Origin of the sequence: Haloferax sp. Atlit-6N (assembly GCF_003383195.1) — an archaeon.
Taxonomy (GTDB): Archaea; Halobacteriota; Halobacteria; order Halobacteriales; family Haloferacaceae; genus Haloferax; species Haloferax gibbonsii.
In genome coordinates, this window is the sequence record NZ_QEQJ01000004.1 from 303317 (window position 1) to 324393 (window position 21077).

The following is a 21077-nucleotide window of genomic DNA, read 5'->3' on the forward strand; positions in this document are numbered from 1 at the left end:
GAATCGAAGTAAACAGCGAACCGCGCCCTGCGGGGCGCGAGGTCAGTCCTCGCGGCGGAGCCGCGTGACGACGAAGTCGCGCTCTAGCTCGCCGAGGAACTCGCCGAGCCGCGGGCCCTGTTCGGCGTCGAAGAACAGGCGGTAGCCGGCGGCGAAGAAGTCGCCCATCTCGATGTCGTGGCGGCGCGCCGTCTCGTAGATTTCGCCCTGAATCGCCTCGCCGTCGTGGCCCTCGGCGACGAAGTCCGCGAGGTCGTCGAGGGCGGCCTCGACCGCGGGTTCGAAGTCGAACTCGGGGAGGTCGACCTGCAGGCGGTAGTTGTACTGGTTGTCCATCTTCTCGGCCCAGCGGCGGGCGCGTTCGACCCGAGCGAGCGCCTCGTCGACCACCTCGTCGGGCGTGTCCTCGTCGAAGAAGCCCTCGTTGCGGGCCATCTTGACGCGCAGGTCCTCGTCGTCGGTCATGCCGAGGACGGCCGCGAACGTGTACGGGAGCCGAACCCGGTCCTCGCGGACCTCGTCGACGACGAACGGGTAGGCGCGCTCGGCGAAGCGAGTCAGACTCTCGTCGTCGACCTCGCCGAAGTAGGCGCGCTCGAAGCGGTCGAAGTCGTCGACGAGCTGGTCGAGCCGCGTGAGGTCGAGGTCGCGGGCCTTCCGCGGGTTGAGCGCGAAGAAGTACCGGAGCACCTCGGGTTCGAGCAGGTCGAGCATCTCCGCGACGGTGACGATGTTGCCGGCGGACGACGACAGCGCCTCGCCGTTGAGCGTGAACCACTCGTACACCATCGGCACCGGCGGCTCGATTCCGAGGACGTTCTCGGCGATGTCCGTGCCGGAGGGCCACGAGCCCTCGGCGTGGTCCTTCCCGAACGGCTCGAAGTCGACGCCGAGGACCTGCCACTGGCCGGGCCACTCGAAGCGCCACGGGAGCTTCCCCTCGCGGAACGTCGCGGTCCCCTCGTGGCCGCAGCCGTCGATGGTGTTGTCGCCGACGGTCATGTCGGTGCAGACGTAGTCGACGGTGCCGGCGTCGAGGTCGATGTCCGTGACCGTCTCGGTGATTTTGCCGCACTCGGCGCAGACGGGGTTGAACGGGACGTAGTCCTCGTCGACCTTCGACTGGTACTCGCTCAGCACCTCGCGCGCGGTGTCGGCGTGTTCGAGGACGTGTTCGACCACGGGGTCGAAGTCGCCGTTTTCGTACAGCTCGGTGTTGGAAATCATCTCCACCGGGACGCCGAGGCGGTCGGCGTCGGCCTTCAGGAGCGCCGCGAAGTGCGCCGCGTACGACTCGGCCTCGCCGAACGGGTCCGGAATCGACGTGTACGGCTTGCCGAGGTTGCGGCCGAGCGCGCCGGCGTCGACCTCGCCGAGACCGACGATGTTGCCGTCGGCGTCCGCGAGCTTCCGCGGGAGCTTTCGGAGCGGGTCCTTGTCGTCGCTGGTGAACACCTGCCGGACCTCGTGGCCGCGCTCGCGGAGCACCTCGGCGACGAAGTAGCCGCGCATAATCTCGTTGAAGTTGCCGAGGTGGGCCACGCCGGACGGCGAGACGCCGCCCTTGATTACGACCGGCTCGTCGGGGTCGCGGGCCTCGATTTCGTCGGCGACCTCGTCGGCCCAGAAGCCGTGGTGATTGGCGACCGCGTCGCCGTCGCCGTCGGTCGCGTCCGCGGCGGGAGCGTCGCCGCGGGAGGGGTCGTCGGTCGTCATCTCAGGGGGCCCAGTAGGTCGGTTCGTCGCCGCCCTCGGGGATGATGTCGGTGCCCGTGTGCTCGCCGCGGAGGACCGCCGGCGTGATGCGGTCGGGGTCCGTGCCGTCGAGGACGATGGTGCGCATCTTCGCGCGCTCGATGAGCTTCGCGGCGAGGAGGTCGACCGGGGCGGACGAGCCGGCGTTCATCTCGATGTCGCCGATGACGTCGACGAGTTCCGCGGCGGTCATCTCCTCGAACTTCGTCGCGTCGGGGTCGGTGTTCGGGTCGGCGCTGAAGACGCCGTCGACGCTGGTCGCGTAGACGAGCAGGTCGGCGTCGACGTACTCGGCGAGCGCGGCCGCGACGGCGTCGGTGGTCTGGCCGGGCATGACGCCGCCCATCACCGAGATGTCGCCGCGTCGGATGGCGTCGCCGGCGTCCTCGTAGTCGTGGGCGACCTTGGGGTCGACCTGCGAGCCGAGCGCCGCGATGAGCAGGCGGGCGTTGATTCTGGTCACGTCGATGCCGATCTGGTCGAGTTGAACCTCGTTCGCGCCGAGGTCGCGGGCGGCACCGATGTAGTCGCGGGCGACGCCGCCGCCGCCGACGACCGCACCGATTTCGCACCCGTCTCGCGCGAGCGTTTCGACGACGGAGGCGTGACCCTCCACGCGTCGGGCGTCGAGGTCCGGCGCGAGCACGCTTCCGCCGATGGAGATGACGACTCTCATTGCACACGGATATCCGTGAGCGCATCTTAAGGGTTATCAAGTGCGAGACGCCCGTGTCGGGGGGTTTAAACCACTCTCGCGGCGACTACCGGTATGCGACTCGTCACCGTGGAGACGGTCACGCTCATCGTCGTCGGCTGGGTGCTCGCCCTCGGGGCGATTCTCGCCCGCCACCGACGCGGCGAGTTCGACCGGCGGACCGTCTTCAACTGGGCGTTGGTGGCCTGTTTTTCGGTCGGCTGGGCGCTCTGGCAGTTCGACACGCTGCCCGCGACGGCAGACACGCCCGTCGGCGCGGCGGCCCCGTGGCTGGCGACGCTCCTCAGTCTGGCCGGCGTGGCCCTCGCCGTCCACCTCTATCGGACCCGCCCGCGCCCCGAGGCGGACGAGGCGGAGCCGCCGGCCGAGTCTGACGAGACCGGCACGGAGCAATCTTAAACCGCCGCGGGCCGTCCTTCGGGTATGCACGTCCTCGGAATCGTCGGCGCGGGCGCGACGACGCTCTGCGACCGACTCGCCGCGCAGTTGGACGGCCGCGTCGCCACCGTCGAATCGCTCCCCGAGAGCGCGACCGAACCGAAGTCGACAGACGGTGCCGCCGCCGCGTACGGGCTCTCGCCGGACGGCAACTGGGTCGGAACCGGCGACGACCGCGACCTCGACGGCCTCCTCGACGACCTCTCGGCGGAGTACGACTACGCGCTCCTCTCGGGATTCCCCGACGCGCGCGTCCCGACCGTCGCGCTCGCGGGTGCCGACGCGGCGAACGTCGTCGCGGAGGTCGAAACGGCCGACGCGGCGAACGTCGTCGCGGAGGTCGAAACGGCCGACGCGGCGGACGTGGGGTCTCTCGCCGCCGAAGTCGACTCGCACGAACCGCACGTCACGCTCGAAACGCTGGTCGAGCGCGCGAAGGCGGACCCGCTCGAAGTGTACGCCGGAGCGATTGCGACGTTCACCGGACGGGTGCGCGCGAAGGAGTCCGAGGACGACGACCCGACGCTCAGCCTCGAATTCGAGAAGTACGACGGCGTCGCGGAGTCGAAGATGGCCGCGATTTCGGAGGAACTGGAGGCGCGCGACGGCGTCCTCCGCGTCCTCATGCACCACCGGGTGGGCGTCGTCGGCGACGGCGAGGACATCGTGTTCGTCGTCGTCCTCGCTGGCCACCGGCGAGAGGCGTTCAGAACGGTCGAAGACGGTATCGACCGCCTGAAAGACGAGGTGCCGATATTCAAGAAGGAGACGACCTCCGACGAGGAGTTCTGGGTCCACGACCGCTGAGGCGGGGCGGATTATTCAGAATACGCGGATAGTCGCGAAGGCGCGAAAATCGGCCGATATTGCGGATGTTGTTGCCGCAAAATGCGGCGTCTGACGGCGCAAAACGGGGCGTATTTGCCCCCATATATTCAAAAGATGATTTGCAGAAAGGATTCCTCAAAACCGATTCTAAAAAATCTAAGCCGATTTCGAAGATTCCTAAAATGTACCATTTGAGTCGATTCAGGCTGAAAGCGGCCGAACTAATTCTAACGGACCTTCCTTTATAACAGGTGATGGGCCATTAGGTGGAAGTGAGGTGTACCAGATGAGCGCAACAGTATCCCCCTCCACCGACAGTGGCTCCAAGGAAGACCGCCTCAAGCAGTACCTGCTCGACCGTGCGAAGGACGGCGAGATGTACTTCAAGAGCAAATTCATCGCCGACGACGTCGGCCTGTCTCCCAAGGAAATCGGCGCACTGATGGTCAAGCTCCGCGACTCCGCGACGGACCTGACCATCGAGAAGTGGTCGTACACGAGCGCGACCACGTGGCGCGTCGAGACCGCCTGAAACCCGCATTGCCCGCCCCGGTCCCGACCGACGCCAGCGCAACACCGCGCACCGCCCGGACGGTCCCCGGACGAACTGAACGCAGCCCTGAAACGACCCACAGCCCCACAGCCCACACCGAGCGCGCTCGGAACCCAAGCCGAGACGTGACTCAACTGCCCGACTGCCCGATTGCCCGATTGCCCCGCCCGGATCGTGACGCCGACGAACCGATGTCCCTCCCACGGCGCAGCGTAACCGAACCCCCGCGTAAGCCCGCTGGAACGGCCTCCACCACACTCCCCCGGTGACGGCCCGCCCGCTCCGCGGCGACGACCGCACGTTTTCGCCGACGCTCCGGATTCTCAAGTTGGTCGCAGACGCCCGGAGCGAGAGCCGTCTCGATCGCCGCCGTCGGCTCAGAGACGGGACCGTCACGGGGTTTATCAACGTCCCGCGCCTACCTGCCGTCGATGGAGCAGCCCGAATCGGCGGACGGACCGCCGGTGGAAGCACTTCGCGCCGTCTTCGACGTTCACGAAGTGCGGTCAGACGGTCGCCGACGAATCTACTACGGCGAGTCGCTCGTCCCCGAGCAGATGCTCGTCCGCGAAATCTGGCCGTCGTTCCGGGGGGCCGGCTACGACGTGCAGGCGCAGGTCGGCGACCTCGGACAGACTGACGTGGTCATCGTCGAACCGGCCTCGCAGGGCGTCGAGGGCATCCCGTGGAAGAACATCACGCTGTTCGCGCTGACGGTCCTCTCGACGCTTTTCGTCGGCGCGTACGCGTGGTACTACATCCCCCTGTCCGACATCGTCGCGAACCCGCTCGTGTTGCTTCGGGCGTGGCCGTTCACCGCCGCCGTGCTCGGCGTCCTCTCGGTCCACGAACTCGGCCACTACGCGGTCGGCCGGTACCACGGCGTCAACGTCTCGCTGCCCTACCTCATCCCGTTTATCTTCCCGTTCGGCACGCTCGGTGCCATCATCCGCATGCGCGGCCAGATGCCCGACCGGAAAACGCTGTTCGACATCGGCGTCGCCGGCCCGCTCGCCGGGCTCGCGGCGACCGTCGTCGTCACCGTCATCGGCCTCTCGCTCGAACCGATGACCGTCCCGAGCCGGGTCCTCGCGGGGTCGGGCGACGTCATCGTGTTCAACAATCCGCCGCTCCTCGACGCCATCGCGACCGTGCTCGGTCGGCCGACGGAGTACGCCGACCCCCGGACCGTCGTCCACCCGGTCGTCATCGGCGGCTGGGTCGGGATGTTCTTCACCGTCCTCAACCTGCTCCCCGTCGGCCAACTCGACGGGGGCCACATGGTCCGGGCGATGCTCGGCGAGCGCCAGGAGTCGCTCGCGGCGGCCGTGCCGCTCGTCCTGTTCGGCATCGCCGGCTACCTCCACTACGTTCGCGGCCTCGGCCTCAACCAGTCCGTCGGCCTGTGGTTCTTCTGGGGACTGATGTCGACGTTCATCGCCTACAACGGCCCGGCGAAACCGATAGACGAGACGCCGCTCGGACCGGCACGGATGGCCGTCGGCCTGTTCACGTTCGCCCTCGGTGCGGCGTGTTTCCTTCTCGTGCCGGTGCAGGTCATTCCGGGCTGAGGCGCGACGGCGGAGAAAACGGCGACGCTATCCGTCGCCGTGGGTGTAACCGCGGTCCGGTACGGGCTCGCCGTCGGCGACGACGGCGGCCTCGGCGGATTCCTCGACGACGCTCCCGACGACCGTGAGCGGCACGTCAGTCGCGGCTCGGGCGTCCGCGAGCGCCGACTCGGGGAGCGTGAACACGAGTTCGAAGTCCTCGCCGAAGAACGCCGCGAGGTCGCGTCTGTCGTCGGAATCGGTCGCCACCTCGGCGACGCCGTCGTGGACCGGGAGCGCGTCGAAGTCGAGTTCGAAGCCGCAGTCGCTGGCCTCCGCGAGCTGGTGGACCGAGCGGGCGAGGCCGTCGCTCGAGTCCATCATCGCCGTGGCCGACCCGCGGAGGGCGATGCCGGCGGCGACGCGGGGCGTGAACCGAAAGAGGTCGTTGGCGCGGTCGGTCTCGCCCGCCTCGAACAGGCGGACTGCGGCGGCAGACCTGCCGAGTTCGCCCGTGACGCAGAGCAGGTCGCCCGGCTCCGCGCCCGAGCGGCGGACCGGGTCGTCGGTGCGGCCGATGGCCGTCGTCGCCGTCGTGAACTCCCGGTGGGTGTCGAGGTCGCCGCCGACGTACGCCGCGCCGACCGCCTCGCACACGTCCCGCGCGCCCCGGACGAAGTCGCCGAGCTCCGTCTCGTCGAGTTCGACGGCGGCGTAGGCGGCGACGGCGCAGGTGGCGCTCGCGCCCATCGCGGCCACGTCAGAGAGGGACGCGCCGACGGCGCGCCAGCCGGCGGTGTAGCGGGTCGTCCCCGCGGGGAAGTCCGTCGTCTCGTGGAGCATGTCGGTCGTGACGACGAGGTCGTCGACGACGGCGGCGTCGTCGCCGGCGTCCGGCAGGTCCGCGGCGAGCAGTCTGAGGGCGGCGCGCTCGTCCATATGCGGACGTGTCGGGCGGAGCGGAAATGTCCATCTATCCGAAAGTGAGCGGCGGTGTCGCCGACCGGGGGAGCACGACCGAATCCGCGACGGCGGCGACGCGAGACCTGTTTCTCGGCCGTCGAATCCGGTGACTTAATGCCCGTCGTAGACGCATCCCCAGCAAATGGCCCGCGAGAACCTCCGCGCGACGGTGCTCGGTTTCGCAGCGGCGGTCGTCGTCTTCGCCGTCCTGTTCTACTTCGCGGGTGTGGACGAACTCGTCGACAGGGTGACGATGGCCGAGCCGACCTATCTGGTCGCCATCCTCGCCATCACGCTCGTCTGGCTCGTCGCGTGGGGCGCGTCGCTGAAGACCGTCCTCGGCGTGCTCGGCGTGAACGTCTCGACCGTCCGCTCGTTTCTCATCTTCACGGGCGCGACGTTCTCGAACAACATCACCCCGTTCGGACAGGCGGGCGGCGAGCCCGTGACGGCGCTCCTCATCTCCCGGAGCGCCGACACCGAGTACGAGACCGGACTGGCCGCCATCGCCAGCGTCGACACCATCAACTTCGTCCCCTCGATCACCATCGCGCTCATCGGCGCGGGCTACTACGCCACCGAAGTGACGCTCGGCCGCAACCTCGAAATCGCGCTCGTCGCCGTCATCGCCCTCGCCGTCGGCGTTCCGGCGGCCGTCTACACCGCGTGGAAGCGCCGCTACGGTCTCGAACGCCGGCTCATCGGTGCCCTGACGCCGTTCATCCGAACCATCGCGCGATACGTCCCGCGGGTGTCGGTGCCCACGAACGACGGCATCGAGCGCCGCATCAACGGCTTCTTCCGCTCTATCGAACGCGTCGGCCGGAACCCGCGGGGGCTGGCGGTCGCCCTCGGCCTGTCGGGGTTCGGCTGGTTCTGCCAGATGGTCGCGCTCTGGGTGGCGTTTCACGCCATCGGCGCGCCCATCGCCTTCTCCATCGCGCTGTTCGTCGTCCCCATCGGGGCGATAGCCGGCGTCACGCCGCTCCCCGGCGGCGCGGGCGGCATCGAGTGGACGCTCGCCATCCTCGTCGCCGCCGCGAGCTCCGCCGTCTCGTTCGACGTGGCGACCGCGGGCGTCGTCGTCTTCCGGGGGTTCGTCTACTGGGTGCCCGTCGTCCTCGGCGGCCTCGTGATGAGCACGGAGAGCGCGCGCGGGTGGCGGTCCTGACGGCGCGGACGCGGGCTGTCGGCCCGGCAGACGCCGGTCGGGGCGCAGGAGCCTCCAACCGCCCGTATCGGGCGAATACGATGCCTTTAAACGCCGCGATTATGAACCAATAGCCATGGTAACCATCTATGACGTCCCGGCGGACGCCCTCATCGAAGAGGTCGCCGGACGACTCGAGGACCGTATCGAGCAACCCGACTGGATGGCCTTCGCGAAGAGCGGCCAGACCCGCGAACTCCCGCCCCAGCAGGACAACTTCTGGTTCGTCCGCGGCGCGAGCCTGCTCCGCAAGGTCGCCATGAACGGCCCCGTCGGTGTCGACCGCCTCTCCACCGAGTACGGCGGCCTCAAGCGCGGCTCCAACCGCTACAGCGTCTCCGGTGCGCACAGCGACGCCGGCAGCAAGAACATCATCCGCACGCTCCTCCAGCAGCTCGAAGAGGAAGGCCTCGTCGAGACCGCCAAGGGCGAGGGTCGCCGCATCACCGCCGAGGGGACGAGCTTCCTCGACAACGCCGCGTCCGACGTGCTCTCCGACCTCGACCGTCCGGAACTCGAACGCTACGCGTAGAGCCGCCGACACACACCGAGAGTTCTTCTTCGACGGCGGATTCCCCGAGAGCCGTCTGTATGCGGGTCCGTAATGGTTTTCAGACATCGGACCGTGCGCTAGGGTATGAGTGGCAGTCCCGACGATGAGCGACTGGAGGAGCTTCGAAAGAAGAAGATGCAGGAACTCCAAGAACAGCGGGGCGGCGGCGGACAGGGCTCCGCCGAGCAACAGCAGGCCGAGGAGGCCGCCCAACAGCGCGCCGAACAGCAGAAACAGGCGCTTCTCAAACAGCACCTGACCGACGAGGCCCGCCAGCGCCTCAACGCGGTGCAGATGTCCAAGCCGGACTTCGCAGAGCAGGTCGAGCGCCAAATTGTCGCCCTCGCCCAGAGCGGACGCATCCAGGGCCGCATCGACGACGACAAGATGAAGGCGCTCCTGAAAGAGCTGCAGCCCGAGTCGAAGAGCTTCAACATCCGACGCCGGTAACACGTGGAACTCGCGCTCCTCTACAGCGGCGGCAAGGACTCCTCGCTCGCCGCGCTGCTTCTCGATACCTTCTACAACGTGACGCTCGTGACCGCCCACTTCGGGGTCACGGAAGACTGGACGCACGCCCGCGACGCGGCGGCCGAACTCGGCTACGCCTTCGAGACGCTGGAACTCGACCGCGAGGTCGCGGCGCAGGCCACCGCCCGCATGGTCGAAGACGGTTACCCCCGCGGCGGCATCCAGCGCGTCCACGAACACGCTCTCGAAGCGGTCTGCGGCCTCGATTTCGACGCCGTCGCCGACGGCACCCGCCGCGACGACCGCGTCCCGTCCATCTCCCGGGCGCAGGCCCAGAGCCTCGAAGACCGCCACGGCGTCGATTATCTCTCGCCGCTTTCGGGCTTCGGCCGCGGTGCGGTCGACCGCCTCGTGGAGTCGCATCTCGACGTGGAAACCGGTCCGTCCGAGGAGATTCCGAAGGCCGACTACGAGGGCGAACTCCGCCGACTCATCGCCGCCGAGCACGGGCAGGCGGCGGTCGACGAGGTGTTCCCGGACCACATCCAGAGCTACGTCCACGGTCGGCGCTGAGGACGCCCCGGCCGGGACTCGCCGGCTCGCTCCGTATCGCGTCGTTTTTCACCCCGCCGCGCGCCGGATGAATCATGGACCCCGGCATCGCCTACTCCGTTCTCGCCGCGTTCGTCTGGGGCGTCTACATCTTCGCCCTGAAGCGGTACTTTCCGGGGTACTCCGGCGCGGTCATCACGGTCGTCGTCAACGCCTTCGCCGTCCTCCTGTACCTCCCGGTCACGGCGGTGACGTACGACCCCGCGGCCGTGCCCTCGCTGGCCGAACTCGGCGCGACCGGCGTGCTGATCGTCGCCGGCACGGCCGTTCTGGTCGGCGTCGCGTTCATCCTGTTCGTCGACGCGCTCGCCGCCGGCGACGTGTCCTACGTCGCGCCCATCAACAAGCTCGTCCCGGTGTTCGTCCTCCCCATCGAAATCCTGTTTCTGAACCAGTTTCTGACCGGGTTACAGGTCCTCGGCGTCGCGGTCGCCACCGTCGCCGTCTACGTGGCGAACTACGAGGGCGGGGCGTTCCTCGACCCGCTGCGGCGCGCGGTCCGCTCGCGGCCCGCCCAACTCGCGCTGGCGAGCGCGGCCTGTTACGCCGCCAGCGACGTGGGAAAGCGCGTCGCCCTGCAGGAACTCGGCATCCCGACGAGCGTGTTCGTCCCGGTGCTGTTCACCGGCGCGGCGCTCGCCGTTCTGCCCGTCGCGGCCCGCAACTGGACGAGCGTTCGCGGCGACGTTCCGAAGTTCGTCGCGGCGGGCGCGCTGGTCGCCGTCGGCGAGCACGTCACCTCGACCGCCTTCGGACTGGTACCGGCGAGCATCGCCTCCCCCATCGTCAACACGCAGGCCATCGTCGCCGTCGTCCTCGGCGGGGTCGTCCTCAAGGAGTCCCAGTTCGGGCTCCGCCTCGCCGCGGCCGTCCTCGCGGTCGCGGGCGTCTCGCTCATCGCCCTCGGCGACCTCTCGGCGCTCGCGGCGCTGGTCGGGTAGTCGGGCGCGGCCCGACGAACCGCGCCGCGCCGGCGACTCGACGGCGAACCGACAGCGAACAGACGACCGCCCGCCGACCCGAACAACAGGTTTCAAGCGCGACCTTCGCCAACCAACGCGCATGTACGACCGACTCAAGGGATTTCGTGACTTCTATCCCGGCGAGATGTCGGCCCGGCGCGAGGTCGTCGACACCGTCGAGACCGCCGCCGCCCGCTACGGCTTCCGCGAAATCGGGACGCCCCACCTCGAACGGACCCAGATGTACGTCGACAAGTCCGGCGAAGAAATCGTCGAGGAGCTGTACGCCTTCGAGGACAAGGGCGGCCGCGAGGTCACCCTCACGCCCGAGCTGACGCCGACGGTTGCCCGGATGGTCGTCGCCAAACAGCAGGCGCTGTCGAAGCCCATCAAGTGGGTCTCGACGCGACCCTTCTGGCGCTACGAACAGGTCCAACAGGGCCGTTTCCGCGAGTTCTACCAGACCAACGCCGACATCTTCGGCTCCTCGGAGCCGGAGGCCGACGCCGAGATTCTGGCCTTTTGCGCCGACGCGCTGACCGACCTCGGCCTCACCGCCGACGACTTCGAGTTCCGCGTCTCCCACCGCGACATCCTCGGCGGCCTGCTTCGGTCGTTCGACGCCGACGTGGACGTGGCCGACGCGGTCCGCGCCGTCGACAAGTCCGAGAAGGTCGAACGCGAAGAGTACCTCGGCCTGCTTTCGGACGCCGGGCTCTCGTACGACCAGGCCGGCGAGTTCGCCGACCTCATCGAGCGCGGCGACCTCGACGAAATCGCCGAATTCGGCGGCGACGACGTCGAAGCCGCGGTCGAGAACCTCCGGAACGTCCTCGCCGCCGCCGACGACTTCGGCGCGGGCGAGTTCTGCGAGGTGTCGCTTTCGACCGCCCGCGGGCTGGACTACTACACCGGCGTCGTCTTCGAGTGCTTCGACTCCACGGGCGACGTGTCGCGGGCGACCTTCGGCGGCGGCCGCTACGACGACCTCATCGAGTCGTTCGGCGGCCAGCCGACCCCCGCCGTCGGCGTCGGCATCGGCGGCGCGACGCTCCAACTGCTCTGCCAGCGCGCCGGCGTCTGGCCCGAGGAGGAACTGGCGACCGACTACTACCTCCTCACCGTCGGCGACACCCGCGCGGTCGCCTCCGACATCGCCCGCGACCTCCGCACCGCGGGCAACGTCGTCGAGGTCGACGTGTCCGGCCGGAGCTTCGGCGCGCAGATGTCCTACGCCGACTCCGTCAACGCCGACACGGTCGTCATCGTCGGTGAACGCGACCTCGAAAACGGCGAGGTGACGGTCAAGGACATGGCGAGCGGCGACCAGACCACCGTCCCCGTCGACGACTTCCCCGGCGACCGCGACGCGCCGACCTACGAGGACTACGAGTAGCGAACGCCGGCTCGCACCGGGAAACCCGGTCCTCGTACCGGCAGACTCCCGCCGCGTTCCCGCGCCCCGGAACCGGCGCACGCCCTTTTGTTCCCGCCCGTCGTACAGACGAGTGACATGTACGACAGGATTCTCGTCCCGCTCGACGGGAGCGCCCCCGCCGACGAGGCGCTCGACCGCGCCATCGACCTCGCCGCGACGGCGGACGCGACGGTGTACGCACTCTACGTCGTCGACGAACGCGTCCTCCATGCGACCCAACTCGACGCCGGCGGCCTCGTCCGCGCCTACGAGGAGGAAGGCGAGCGCATCGTCTCCGAAGCCGTGGAGGCGGCCGAACCGGTCGGCGTCGAGGTCGTCACGGCCGTCGAACACGGCTCGCCGCACCGGGCGATTCTCCGGTACGCCGAGGAGGTCGACGCGGACCTCATCGTGATGGGGACCCACGGCCGCCGGGGCATCGAGCGCTACCTGCTCGGGAGCGTCACGGAGCGCGTGCTCCGGATGGCCGACGTGCCGGTGCTCACCATCCGAAGCGAGGACTCCCCGGTCGAAGAGGAGTGACTCGCGGATGAGCGCGCGGCGACCGCAGGATGACCGCGGGGTCGGAGCCGTCGAACCGGGTGGAGTCGGTTAAGTAGTCCGCCGGGAAAGCAGCCGGCATGCGCGCCTTCCGCGTCGCCTACGACGGACGCCCGTACCACGGGTTCCAGCGACAGCCGGACGTGCCGACCGTCGAAGACGCCCTCTTCGACGCCTGCCGCGCGCTCGGCGTCTGCGACGACGACGAGGAGCCGACCGACTACGCCGCCGCCGGGCGGACCGACGCCGGCGTCTCCGCGCTCGCCCAGACCGTCGCATTCGAGTGTCCCGACTGGTGTACGCCGCGGGCGCTGAACTCGGAGCTACCGGGAACGGTCCGAGCGTGGGCCGACGCCGACGCCCCCGACGACTTCCACGCCCGGCACCGACCGACCCGCCGCGAGTACGTCTACGACCTCCACGCCCCGAGCGACGGATTCGACGACGACCGGGCGCGAGACGCCTTCGACGCCTGCCGCGGCGAACACGACTTCCACAACCTCACCCCCGACGCCCACGGGACGGCCCGGGCCATCGACGGCGACCTGACCCGCGACGGCGACTTCCTCCTCGTCCGCGTCGAGGCCGGCGGCTTCGCCCGCGAACTCGTCCGCAGACTCGTCTCGCTCGTCCGCGCCGTGGGGTCGGGCGCGGCCCCGCCGTCGAAGGTGGACGACGTGCTCGGTCCCAGCCACCTCGCTGGCCCCGAGGGCGTCCCGGCCGCGCCGCCGACCCCCCTGCTTCTCACGGCGGTCGACTACCCGAACGTCGAGTTCGACGTGGACTCGATGGCCGCCGAGAGCACCGCCGCGGCTTTCGGCGAACAGGCCCTCGCGGACCGCATCGGCTGGCGCGTCGGCTCGCGCATCCGCAACGGGGTCGAGCGGGCGGGCGACCTCAGCGACGGGAACGCCGACGCCGCCGGCGAAAACGGCGGCGTCGGGAGGAGCCGCGGAGACGCAAGGAGTCAATAGCTCTCCGGAGCGGTTGGGGTCGCACATAGTAACGTTATCCTGGCCCGGGTGCGAAACCCCGACCATGTGCTACGACGCTGTCATCTTCGACAACGACGGCGTGCTGACGAAGCCGACGCTCCTCGAAGTCCAACGGGAGGCGGTCAGACGGGCGTTCGCCGAGTTCGACGTCGAGCCGACGACCGAGACGGTCGACGGCGTCATCAACGGCGGACTCACGCGCCTGCGCCGCATCTGTGCGGTCCACGACGTGCCGGTCGACGACTTCTGGTCGCACCACGAGAGTCACGCCGCGGCGACCCAGCGGGCGTGTCTGGAAAACGGGACGAAGCCGCTGTACGACGACGTGGTCGCCCTCGACGACATCGACCACCCGCTGGCGGTCGTGAGCAACAACCAGCACGCGACCATCGAACACATCCTCGACGTGTTCGACATCGACGACCGCTTCGAGGTGGCCTACGGCCGCGACCCGACCGTCGAGGGCGCTCGGGTGAAGAAGCCGGACCCCCACTACATCGAGCGCGCGATGGGCGAACTCGGCGTCGGCTCGGCGCTCTACGTCGGCGACAGCAACGTCGACGTGGTCGCGGCCGACCGCGCCGGCATCGACTCGGCGTTCATCCGCCGACCCCACCGCGACGGCTACCAGTTAGCCGCCGAACCGACCTACGAACTCGACTCGCTGGACGAACTCCTCGCGGTGTGCTGACGCGCGGGAGACTGACTTCCCGCGGGTCCGCGCCGCGTATCGACCAGTAGACACATCACGCGGCTCGCCGTCGGCTCAGGCATGGACCGGTCCGCCGCGTGGGACGCCACCCTCCGCATCGTCTTCGGCCTGTTTATCATCGGCGTCGGCAACGCCGTCGGCGGCTTCCTCGCCAGCACGACGGGCATCGCCGGCCTCGCGCTCTACCTCCTCGTCGCCGTCCCGACGTTCGTCTACGGGATGTACTACGTCGTCATCGGGGCCGGGATGGTCGTCGAGGCCGCGACGAAAAGCGCGCTGTCGGCCGCGGACCTGACGGTCGAAGTCGTCGACGGCGAGGCAAACGGGCGCGACGACTCGGGCGTCGACCGCGACGGAGGCTCCGACCCGTCCGCAGGCGACTGACCGCGGTTCTCACTCCCAGCCGTCGGGCCAGATACCCGCGGCCTTCATCCCCGTCTCGAAGTCGGCGTCGCGGAACGCCGCGGCGAGTTCGTCGTCGTCGAGCCGCTGAATCTCCCCGTCGGCGGCCGCCGCCGCGAGTTCGCGGACGACGACCGCGGTCAGCATCCCGTGTTCGCGGACGTTTCTGTCGTCGACCTTGTCGCGGGTGTCGGCGTGGGTGTGGCCCCACCCGCGGCCGCGCTCGCCGCTTTCGCTCCTGAGTTGGAGCGCCGGGACGCCGGCGCGGACGAACGGCCACTGGTCGCTGAAGGGGTGCGGCTCGGGTTCGATTTCGACCGGGTGGCGCGTCTCGTTCCCGACCCGGGTGGCCACCTCGGCGGTCGCCTCGGAGGTGTGGCTGTGGGCGACGAGGTCGCGGAACCGCCCCGCACCGTCGACGTTGACGACGGCGGCGACGCGGTCGAGGTCGAGGCGGTCGGCGAGGTGTTCGGAGCCGGTCAGCCCGAGTTCTTCCGCGCCGACGCCGACGACGCGGACGCCGAGGTCGAGGTCCATCTCGGCGAGGAGCCGCGCCGCGGTGACGACGACCGCGATGCCGCAGCCGTTGTCGAGCGCGCCCTCGGCGATGTCGTGGGCGTCGAAGTGGGCGCACAAGATGAGTTCGCGGTCGGTGTCGGGGCCGACGCGACCCTCGACGTTCCGGCTCTCGCCGAGCGTCGTTTCGGCGTCGACGGCGAGGGTCGCCTCGCCGCCGCGGGCCGCGTAGTCGGTCAGCCACGACCCGGTTTCGGCGCTCACGCCGACCGCGGGGGCGGCGGCCTCCTCGTCGTAGCGGAGCGCCCCGGTCGGCGGGAGTTGCCCGGGGACGTGGTTGACGAAGACGAAGCCGACCGCACCGGCGTCGATTGCGTAGTTGAACTTCTCCATCCGGTGGACGAACCGGCCGCCGGCGGGGGTCGTCGTGCTGGCGACGGCGAGCGCGCCGTCCACGTCGGCGGCGTCGATTTCGCTGGGCGTGCCGTAGCCGACATCCACGAGCGGGCCGGAGACGGCCGCCGGCGGGGCGTACGGGAGCGCGACGGCCTCGAAGCGCCGCTCGTCGGGCGCGGTGAGGTCGAGTGCCGTGTCGCCGCGACTCCACCGGGCCATCTCGAAGGGGTCGAACTCGACGCGCTCGACGCCCGCGTCGGTGAAAGCGTCGGCGACGAGCGTGCTCGCGCGACGGTCGCCCGGCCCGCCGGCCATCCGGTCGCCGATGGCGGTCAGGTCGGTGAGGAACGCCCACGGGCGGTCGTCGACCCACGTCCGGGCGAACGCCTCGCGGACTGCGGGGGAGAGGTCGTCCATGGGGCTTCCACACGCCCGCCGGTCAAAGTGGTTTGCGCCGCCGGAACTCGCCGGGCGAGCCTCGCATCCGATTCCGGTGTCGGCTGGCGAAAATCGCCCATAACATCTAACTCAGTTGACGTGGTACGCACGACCGCCATGCCTACATGTCAGAACTGCAATTCTTTCGTCACGGAAGGCTACGTCAGGGTGTTCGCCCCGGAGGGCATGGACGCCCCCCGCGTCTGTCCGCACTGCGAGGATTTAGTCCGGGACGGCTCGCAGGTCCGAGAAGCGAGAGCGACCCGACACTAACCGCGACGCGACCGCCCTCCTCGACCCCGCTTCGCCCGTCGATTGATAAGGCTTACCACCCGCGCGTGCGTCGAATCACCCGACATGAGTTCGGTTCCCGAGCGGAGCGACATCGACGAGGAGTACAAGTGGGACCTCGACAGCATCTACGCCTCCGACGAGGAGTGGGAGGCGGCGTACGAGGACGTCGCAGAGCGCGTTCCCGAGCTGGCGAGCTACGAGGGCCGCGCCACCGAGGACCCCGAGACCCTCCTCGAACTCCTCGAGACGATGGAGTCGGTGCTCCGCGAGGTGTCGATGGTCGTCTCCTACGCGAACCTCCGCAGCAGCCAGGACACCCGGAACCAGGAGTACCAGGCGCAGGCCGGCCGCGCCGAGGCGCTGGCGTCGAAGGCCCGCAGCGCGGTCAGCTACCTCGACCCCGAACTGCAGGAACTCGGCCGCGACGGCGTCGCCGAGTTCGTCGAGGAAGAACCCGAACTCGACGCCTACGAGCACTACTTCGACGACGTGCTCCGGACGAAAGAACACACCCGCTCCGCGGAGGTCGAAGAGGTACTCGCCGACCTCTCTGACGTGACCGGCGCGTCCAGCGACATCTACTCCATGCTGGCCAACGCCGACCTCGAGTTCCCGACCGTCGAAAAGCCCGACGGGACGTCGGTCGAAATCACGCAGGGCAACTTCACGAAGCTCCAGAAGCACCCCGACCGCGAGTTCCGCCGGACCGTCCACGAGGAGTTCTACGACCGCTGGGCCGACGTGCGCAACGCCGTCGGTACCTCGCTGAAAAACAGCGTCAAGAAGGACGTGAAGACCGCGCGCATCCGCGACTACGAGACCGCCCGCGAGGCCGCCCTCGACGGCCCCAACGTCCCGGTCGAGGTGTACGACAACCTGCTCGACACCGTCCGCGACAACCTCGGGCACCTCCACCGCCACGCCGAGTTGAAGCGCGAGGCCATCGGCGCGGACGAACTCCGGATGTGGGACCTGTACGTGTCTCTCACCGGCGACCACGGCCCCGAGATTCCGTACGAGCAGGCGAAGGAGTACATCGTCGAGGCCGTCGAACCGCTCGGCGAGGCGTATCAAGAACGGATGGCCGAGGGGCTCGAAGACCGCTGGGTCGACGTGTACGAGAACCGCGGCAAGCGCTCCGGGGCGTACTCCGCGGGCACCTACGACACCCAGCCGTTCATCATGATGAACTACCAGGACGACGCGGCGTCGATGTTCACGCTCGCCCACGAACTGGGTCACTCGATGCACTCCGAACTCGCCAACGACGCCCAGCCGTGGCACGACGCGAGCTACGAGATTTTCACCGCCGAGGTCGCCTCCACGGTCAACGAGACGCTCCTGACCGAGTACCTCCTGGAGAACGTCGACGACGACGAACTCCGGACGCACGTCCTCGACGAGTACCTCGAACGGTTCCGCTCGACGCTGTTCCGCCAGACGATGTTCGCCGACTTCGAGCTCCAGATTCACGAGATAATCGAGGACGACGGCGCGCTCACGCCCGACCGCTTCGACGAGCTGTACGGCGACCTGAAGGCGGCGTACTACGAGCCCGCGGCGACCGACGACCGCATCGCCCGCGAGTGGATGCGTATTCCGCACTTCTACTACAACTACTACGTCTACCAGTACGCGACGGGTATCTCCGCGGCGGCGGCCATCGTCGAGCGCATCCGCGAGGAGGGCGAGTCCGCCGCTGCGGACTACCGCGAGGCGCTCGCGCTCGGCGGCAGCGAGTACCCACTCGACGTGCTCCGAACCGCCGGCGTCGACATGACCGAGCCCGAACCCATCGAGGACGCGATGTCGGTCTACGCGGAGTTCCTCGACGAGGCCGCGACGCTCCTCGACCTCGAATAACCCCAAGAGCCGCGGGCGGCCGCAACCGACCTGAGCGAGCGTGGCCTGCCCGGACGCGCTGTCGGTGCGGACGTCGGACTCGCCGGTGCCGTCGCGAACGTCTTCGGGCGCTCGGTCGCCCCCTGCCACCCGTCGGCGGCTGCCACGGGACGGAGGATGTTCGCCGCTTCCGGACTGCGACCGACTGCGCCGACGACGTGAGCGCACAGTGTCGCCCGCGCGGGGACGCGTCAGCAGTGTGGGCGAACTGCACGTCCCATTCGCGAGTTCCGAGGATTCTCGCATGAACACGGAGTGACGGTTATCGGCCGTGTCCGAATTTCGCACGGAACCGTGCGTCTGCCAGAACATTTGTGTGGTTGGATGAGTAACACGTTTCGGGGGGCTACCAGACGTGGCAGAAGAGTATCTAACGCTAACTTTGGACGAGGCGACGGGGGTCGACGAGGTGGTGCTCGGCTTTCGAAAAGACGGGGAGTTCTACGAGCTCATCAGTCTCGAGCCGCCGGTGGAGGCGGAAATCAGGCAGCGAGAAGACGACGCGACCGGTGAGGACGGCGAAGCGTAGCTTTACGTTCCGCGCGACTCGCCACCAGATTCGACGACTCCAGAGCCGTTGCACTCCGCACGAAGTTCGTCGCAGAAACGGGCTGGGAGGGACTTGAACCCCCGACCGTCTGGTTAAAAGCCAGACGCTCTGCCTAACTGAGCTACCAGCCCTCGGAGTTTCTTTAAATGGGGATACTGATAAGCGTTTATTTTCACAGCCCCCGCCTGCTTTGTACCCTGTTGCCGTCCCCCATAATATGGACCTGCGCGACTTCGCGGACACCCTGCTCCGGTTCGAGAGCGTCGCCCGCGCCGAGGCCCCGGCCCAGCAGTGGGTCAAAAACCGGCTACACGACTTCGGCTTCGACACCTACGAGTGGACCGCCGACCCGGCGCGCCTGGCCGAACACCCGTCGTTTCCCGACGACCCCGACGACATCGACGCGGCGAACCGCCCGAGCGTCGCCGGCGCGTTCGAGTTCGGCGACCCCGACGCGGGCCGGACGCTCGTCCTCAACGGCCACGTCGACGTGGTGCCCGCCGACAGGGAACTGTGGACCCACGACCCGTTTTTACCCGACTGGGACGACGACGCGGGCACCGTCAGCGCCCGCGGCGCGGCCGACATGAAAGCGGGGCTCGCGGCGTGCGTCTTCGCCGCGCTCGACCTCCGAGACGCCGTCGAGGCGGGCGACCTCGACCTCGACGGGCGAGTGGTCGTCGAGAGCGTCGTCGGCGAGGAGGAAGGCGGCATCGGGGCCGCGGCGGCCGCGCTCGACACCCCCTACCCGTTCGAGCGAGACGCCGCGCTCGTCGCCGAACCGACGCGGCTCAAGCCGGTCGTCGCCACCGAGGGCTCGGTCATGAAGCGACTCCGCCTGACCGGGCGGACGGCGCACGCGGCCTCGCGCTGGCGCGGAGTGGACGTCATCGAGAAGTTCGAGGCGATTCGCGGAGCGTTCTTCGACCTCGAATCGGAGCGGACCGACGCGGTCACCCACCCGCTTTTCGACTACCCGATTCCGTGGCCCGTCTGCGTCGGCCGCGTCGAGGCGGGGACGTGGGCGTCGAGCGTCGCGGGGACGCTCACCGCGGAGTGGCGACTCGGCGTCGCGCCGGGCGAGACGGTCGCCGAGGTCGAAGCCGCATTCGAGGAACGGCTGGCGCGCGTCGTCGCCGACGACGAATGGCTCTCGGCGCACCCGCCGGTGTTCGAGCGCTTTTCGGTGCAGTTCGAGCCGGCCGAAATCGACGCCGACGAACCGGTCGTGGAGTCGTTGCGCGGGGCGCTGCGGGCGGACGGCCGCGACGACGAACCGGTCGGCGTGACCTACGGGGCGGACTCGCGGCACTACGTCGAAGCGGGCATCCCGACGGTGCTGTTCGGACCGGGCGACATCGACCAGGCGCACTTCCCTGACGAGACCGTCGAGTGGGAAGAAGTCGGGGTCGCGCGGGACGTGATTCGGGAGACGGCGACGCGCTTTCTTCAGTCGAGGTAGTCGTCGAGGGCGTCCGCGACCACGTCGCCGGGGGCGGCGTCTTCGAGCGAGGCGCGGCGGCGGAGTTCGAGGTAGACGTCGGCCGGGAGCGTCACCTCGAGCGTGCCGATATCGACGCCGTGGGCCGAGAGCGCGTCCACGACGGGCGTGCCGTCGTTGACCTCGCTGGCGAGGCGACGGACCTCGCGGACGGTCAACCCGGCGTCGAGCGTGGCCCACGCGAGGTGGAGTCTGGCGTCGCCGGAGACGCGGGCGATGTGCTTTGCGGCCGTGGGAGCGATTCTACCGCGGGCGACGTGCCGGCGGACCGACTGCGGGAGGTCGTGGACGCGGGCCCACTTGCGGATGAAGGAGACGGACACGTCGCCGCCGGCGCGCTCGGCGGCGCGCTTGTAGGAGCCGACGCCGCGGACGAGCGCGGCGCAGGCGGCCGCGCCGCGGAGCATGAACACGTGGTCGTCGTCGCCGGCGGTGGACTCCGAAAACGAGCGGACCGTTCTGGCGGCCTCGGCGAGGCTGTCGGGGTCGGTGGGGTCGAAGCCGACGGCCTCGCGGGCGCGGTCGCCCGTGACGGCGGGGTCGCCGCGGACGACCGGTTCACCGACCGGTTCCCGTCGGTCGGCCGGGACCTCAGTCGTTCGTCGGCGTTCGTCGTTCGTCATCTACGAATCGGTAACGCGTTCTGGCTTAAAAACGTCCCCCCGAGAGGCGAGATTCGCGCGCGACCGGTCGCTGGGCGGCACACGGGCGAGCGGCTGGAGGCCGGCAAACGAGGGACGGCCGGGGCGGGGATACGCCGACGCCGACCGATTACGGGCGGGC

The 21077-nt window shown here is 69.1% G+C and carries 22 protein-coding genes and 1 tRNA gene; 17 read left to right on the forward strand and 6 right to left on the reverse strand.

Annotated elements, in window-relative coordinates:
- Window positions 1-42: 42 nt before the first annotated feature.
- Window positions 43-1716: a lysine--tRNA ligase gene (gene lysS, locus DEQ92_RS15525; RefSeq protein WP_115821107.1), complete on the reverse strand. Its 1674-nt coding sequence runs from the start codon at window positions 1714-1716 to the stop codon at window positions 43-45.
- Window position 1717: 1 nt separating this feature from the next.
- Window positions 1718-2431, reverse strand: coding sequence for a UMP kinase (gene pyrH / locus DEQ92_RS15530; protein WP_004976409.1), 714 nt, complete (start codon window positions 2429-2431; stop codon window positions 1718-1720).
- A 93-nt stretch (window positions 2432-2524) separates the two neighbouring features.
- Between pyrH and DEQ92_RS15535 the strand changes: the two genes are divergently transcribed.
- The 4 genes from DEQ92_RS15535 to DEQ92_RS15550 all read left to right on the forward strand — a co-directional run bounded on the left by DEQ92_RS15535 (window position 2525) and on the right by DEQ92_RS15550 (window position 5860).
- Window positions 2525-2869, forward strand: coding sequence for a hypothetical protein (locus DEQ92_RS15535; protein ID WP_004976410.1), 345 nt, complete (start codon window positions 2525-2527; stop codon window positions 2867-2869).
- A gap of 24 nt (window positions 2870-2893) precedes the next feature.
- Complete coding sequence (locus DEQ92_RS15540; RefSeq protein ID WP_115821108.1) at window positions 2894-3715, forward strand: molybdopterin synthase; 822 nt, start codon at window positions 2894-2896, stop codon at window positions 3713-3715.
- 307 nt (window positions 3716-4022) lie between these two features.
- The gene (locus tag DEQ92_RS15545) at window positions 4023-4268 is read left to right on the forward strand and encodes a hypothetical protein (RefSeq protein WP_008096551.1); all 246 of its coding nucleotides are present in this window, start codon (window positions 4023-4025) and stop codon (window positions 4266-4268) included.
- Between the two features lie 452 nt (window positions 4269-4720).
- Window positions 4721-5860 (forward strand): site-2 protease family protein, encoded by a 1140-nt coding sequence (locus DEQ92_RS15550; protein WP_050459239.1) that lies wholly within the window; start codon window positions 4721-4723, stop codon window positions 5858-5860.
- 27 nt (window positions 5861-5887) lie between these two features.
- Here DEQ92_RS15550 and thiL read toward each other — a convergent pair whose 3' ends face one another.
- Window positions 5888-6778, reverse strand: coding sequence for a thiamine-phosphate kinase (gene thiL, locus DEQ92_RS15555; protein WP_115805374.1), 891 nt, complete (start codon window positions 6776-6778; stop codon window positions 5888-5890).
- Between the two features lie 166 nt (window positions 6779-6944).
- Between thiL and DEQ92_RS15560 the strand changes: the two genes are divergently transcribed.
- The 10 genes from DEQ92_RS15560 to DEQ92_RS15605 all read left to right on the forward strand — a co-directional run bounded on the left by DEQ92_RS15560 (window position 6945) and on the right by DEQ92_RS15605 (window position 14679).
- Window positions 6945-7973: a lysylphosphatidylglycerol synthase transmembrane domain-containing protein gene (locus DEQ92_RS15560; protein ID WP_004976416.1), complete on the forward strand. Its 1029-nt coding sequence runs from the start codon at window positions 6945-6947 to the stop codon at window positions 7971-7973.
- A 115-nt stretch (window positions 7974-8088) separates the two neighbouring features.
- Window positions 8089-8544, forward strand: coding sequence for a 30S ribosomal protein S19e (locus DEQ92_RS15565; RefSeq protein ID WP_004976418.1), 456 nt, complete (start codon window positions 8089-8091; stop codon window positions 8542-8544).
- 105 nt (window positions 8545-8649) lie between these two features.
- Window positions 8650-9015 (forward strand): DNA-binding protein, encoded by a 366-nt coding sequence (locus DEQ92_RS15570; protein WP_004976420.1) that lies wholly within the window; start codon window positions 8650-8652, stop codon window positions 9013-9015.
- A gap of 3 nt (window positions 9016-9018) precedes the next feature.
- Window positions 9019-9609, forward strand: a complete 591-nt coding sequence (locus DEQ92_RS15575; protein ID WP_115805375.1) for an alpha hydrolase — start codon at window positions 9019-9021, stop codon at window positions 9607-9609.
- A 74-nt stretch (window positions 9610-9683) separates the two neighbouring features.
- On the forward strand, window positions 9684-10589 hold the full coding sequence (locus tag DEQ92_RS15580) for an EamA family transporter (RefSeq protein ID WP_004976423.1): 906 nt from the start codon (window positions 9684-9686) through the stop codon (window positions 10587-10589).
- A 121-nt stretch (window positions 10590-10710) separates the two neighbouring features.
- Window positions 10711-12006, forward strand: a complete 1296-nt coding sequence (hisS, locus tag DEQ92_RS15585; RefSeq protein ID WP_008096565.1) for a histidine--tRNA ligase — start codon at window positions 10711-10713, stop codon at window positions 12004-12006.
- Between the two features lie 117 nt (window positions 12007-12123).
- Window positions 12124-12570 (forward strand): universal stress protein, encoded by a 447-nt coding sequence (locus tag DEQ92_RS15590; RefSeq protein ID WP_008096566.1) that lies wholly within the window; start codon window positions 12124-12126, stop codon window positions 12568-12570.
- A gap of 98 nt (window positions 12571-12668) precedes the next feature.
- The gene (gene truA / locus DEQ92_RS15595) at window positions 12669-13562 is read left to right on the forward strand and encodes a tRNA pseudouridine(38-40) synthase TruA (protein ID WP_115819760.1); all 894 of its coding nucleotides are present in this window, start codon (window positions 12669-12671) and stop codon (window positions 13560-13562) included.
- A gap of 64 nt (window positions 13563-13626) precedes the next feature.
- The gene (locus tag DEQ92_RS15600) at window positions 13627-14274 is read left to right on the forward strand and encodes an HAD family hydrolase (RefSeq protein WP_008096568.1); all 648 of its coding nucleotides are present in this window, start codon (window positions 13627-13629) and stop codon (window positions 14272-14274) included.
- An 81-nt stretch (window positions 14275-14355) separates the two neighbouring features.
- The gene (locus DEQ92_RS15605; RefSeq protein WP_115821109.1) at window positions 14356-14679 is read left to right on the forward strand and encodes a hypothetical protein; all 324 of its coding nucleotides are present in this window, start codon (window positions 14356-14358) and stop codon (window positions 14677-14679) included.
- 9 nt (window positions 14680-14688) lie between these two features.
- On the opposite strand, the gene DEQ92_RS15610 is transcribed toward DEQ92_RS15605, so the two are convergent.
- The gene (locus DEQ92_RS15610; protein ID WP_115821110.1) at window positions 14689-16026 is read right to left on the reverse strand and encodes a M28 family metallopeptidase; all 1338 of its coding nucleotides are present in this window, start codon (window positions 16024-16026) and stop codon (window positions 14689-14691) included.
- Between the two features lie 378 nt (window positions 16027-16404).
- Here DEQ92_RS15610 and pepF point away from each other — a divergent pair, with 378 nt between their 5' ends.
- Complete coding sequence (gene pepF, locus DEQ92_RS15615) at window positions 16405-18204, forward strand: oligoendopeptidase F (protein WP_004976432.1); 1800 nt, start codon at window positions 16405-16407, stop codon at window positions 18202-18204.
- Window positions 18205-18598: 394 nt separating this feature from the next.
- Window positions 18599-18772, forward strand: a complete 174-nt coding sequence (locus DEQ92_RS23455; RefSeq protein WP_158546588.1) for a hypothetical protein — start codon at window positions 18599-18601, stop codon at window positions 18770-18772.
- A gap of 78 nt (window positions 18773-18850) precedes the next feature.
- Here the strand turns inward: DEQ92_RS23455 and DEQ92_RS15620 are convergent.
- A tRNA-Lys gene (locus DEQ92_RS15620) sits at window positions 18851-18924 on the reverse strand.
- Window positions 18925-19010: 86 nt separating this feature from the next.
- Here DEQ92_RS15620 and DEQ92_RS15625 point away from each other — a divergent pair.
- The gene (locus DEQ92_RS15625) at window positions 19011-20255 is read left to right on the forward strand and encodes a M20/M25/M40 family metallo-hydrolase (protein WP_004976433.1); all 1245 of its coding nucleotides are present in this window, start codon (window positions 19011-19013) and stop codon (window positions 20253-20255) included.
- Here DEQ92_RS15625 and DEQ92_RS15630 read toward each other — a convergent pair.
- Window positions 20243-20917, reverse strand: coding sequence for a hypothetical protein (locus DEQ92_RS15630; RefSeq protein ID WP_004976434.1), 675 nt, complete (start codon window positions 20915-20917; stop codon window positions 20243-20245). The two genes, DEQ92_RS15625 and DEQ92_RS15630, sit on opposite strands and share 13 nt — an antisense overlap.
- Window positions 20918-21077: the final 160 nt, after the last annotated feature.

Excerpts from the sequence above, each read along its gene's own strand:
- DEQ92_RS15560 (WP_004976416.1), top strand. The coding sequence starts at position 6,945 with ATGGCCCGCGAGAACCTCCGCGCGACGGTGCTCGGTTTCGCAGCGGCG.
- DEQ92_RS15570 (WP_004976420.1), top strand. The coding sequence starts at position 8,650 with ATGAGTGGCAGTCCCGACGATGAGCGACTGGAGGAGCTTCGAAAGAAG.
- truA (WP_115819760.1), top strand. The coding sequence starts at position 12,669 with ATGCGCGCCTTCCGCGTCGCCTACGACGGACGCCCGTACCACGGGTTC.
- DEQ92_RS15565 (WP_004976418.1), top strand. The coding sequence starts at position 8,089 with ATGGTAACCATCTATGACGTCCCGGCGGACGCCCTCATCGAAGAGGTC.
- pyrH (WP_004976409.1), bottom strand. The coding sequence starts at position 2,431 with ATGAGAGTCGTCATCTCCATCGGCGGAAGCGTGCTCGCGCCGGACCTC.
- DEQ92_RS15550 (WP_050459239.1), top strand. The coding sequence starts at position 4,721 with ATGGAGCAGCCCGAATCGGCGGACGGACCGCCGGTGGAAGCACTTCGC.
- DEQ92_RS15590 (WP_008096566.1), top strand. The coding sequence starts at position 12,124 with ATGTACGACAGGATTCTCGTCCCGCTCGACGGGAGCGCCCCCGCCGAC.
- DEQ92_RS15580 (WP_004976423.1), top strand. The coding sequence starts at position 9,684 with ATGGACCCCGGCATCGCCTACTCCGTTCTCGCCGCGTTCGTCTGGGGC.
- DEQ92_RS15540 (WP_115821108.1), top strand. The coding sequence starts at position 2,894 with ATGCACGTCCTCGGAATCGTCGGCGCGGGCGCGACGACGCTCTGCGAC.
- DEQ92_RS15600 (WP_008096568.1), top strand. The coding sequence starts at position 13,627 with ATGTGCTACGACGCTGTCATCTTCGACAACGACGGCGTGCTGACGAAG.
- thiL (WP_115805374.1), bottom strand. The coding sequence starts at position 6,778 with ATGGACGAGCGCGCCGCCCTCAGACTGCTCGCCGCGGACCTGCCGGAC.
- DEQ92_RS15545 (WP_008096551.1), top strand. The coding sequence starts at position 4,023 with ATGAGCGCAACAGTATCCCCCTCCACCGACAGTGGCTCCAAGGAAGAC.
- lysS (WP_115821107.1), bottom strand. The coding sequence starts at position 1,716 with ATGACGACCGACGACCCCTCCCGCGGCGACGCTCCCGCCGCGGACGCG.
- pepF (WP_004976432.1), top strand. The coding sequence starts at position 16,405 with ATGAGTTCGGTTCCCGAGCGGAGCGACATCGACGAGGAGTACAAGTGG.
- DEQ92_RS15630 (WP_004976434.1), bottom strand. The coding sequence starts at position 20,917 with ATGACGAACGACGAACGCCGACGAACGACTGAGGTCCCGGCCGACCGA.
- DEQ92_RS15605 (WP_115821109.1), top strand. The coding sequence starts at position 14,356 with ATGGACCGGTCCGCCGCGTGGGACGCCACCCTCCGCATCGTCTTCGGC.
- DEQ92_RS15535 (WP_004976410.1), top strand. The coding sequence starts at position 2,525 with ATGCGACTCGTCACCGTGGAGACGGTCACGCTCATCGTCGTCGGCTGG.
- hisS (WP_008096565.1), top strand. The coding sequence starts at position 10,711 with ATGTACGACCGACTCAAGGGATTTCGTGACTTCTATCCCGGCGAGATG.
- DEQ92_RS15625 (WP_004976433.1), top strand. The coding sequence starts at position 19,011 with ATGGACCTGCGCGACTTCGCGGACACCCTGCTCCGGTTCGAGAGCGTC.
- DEQ92_RS15610 (WP_115821110.1), bottom strand. The coding sequence starts at position 16,026 with ATGGACGACCTCTCCCCCGCAGTCCGCGAGGCGTTCGCCCGGACGTGG.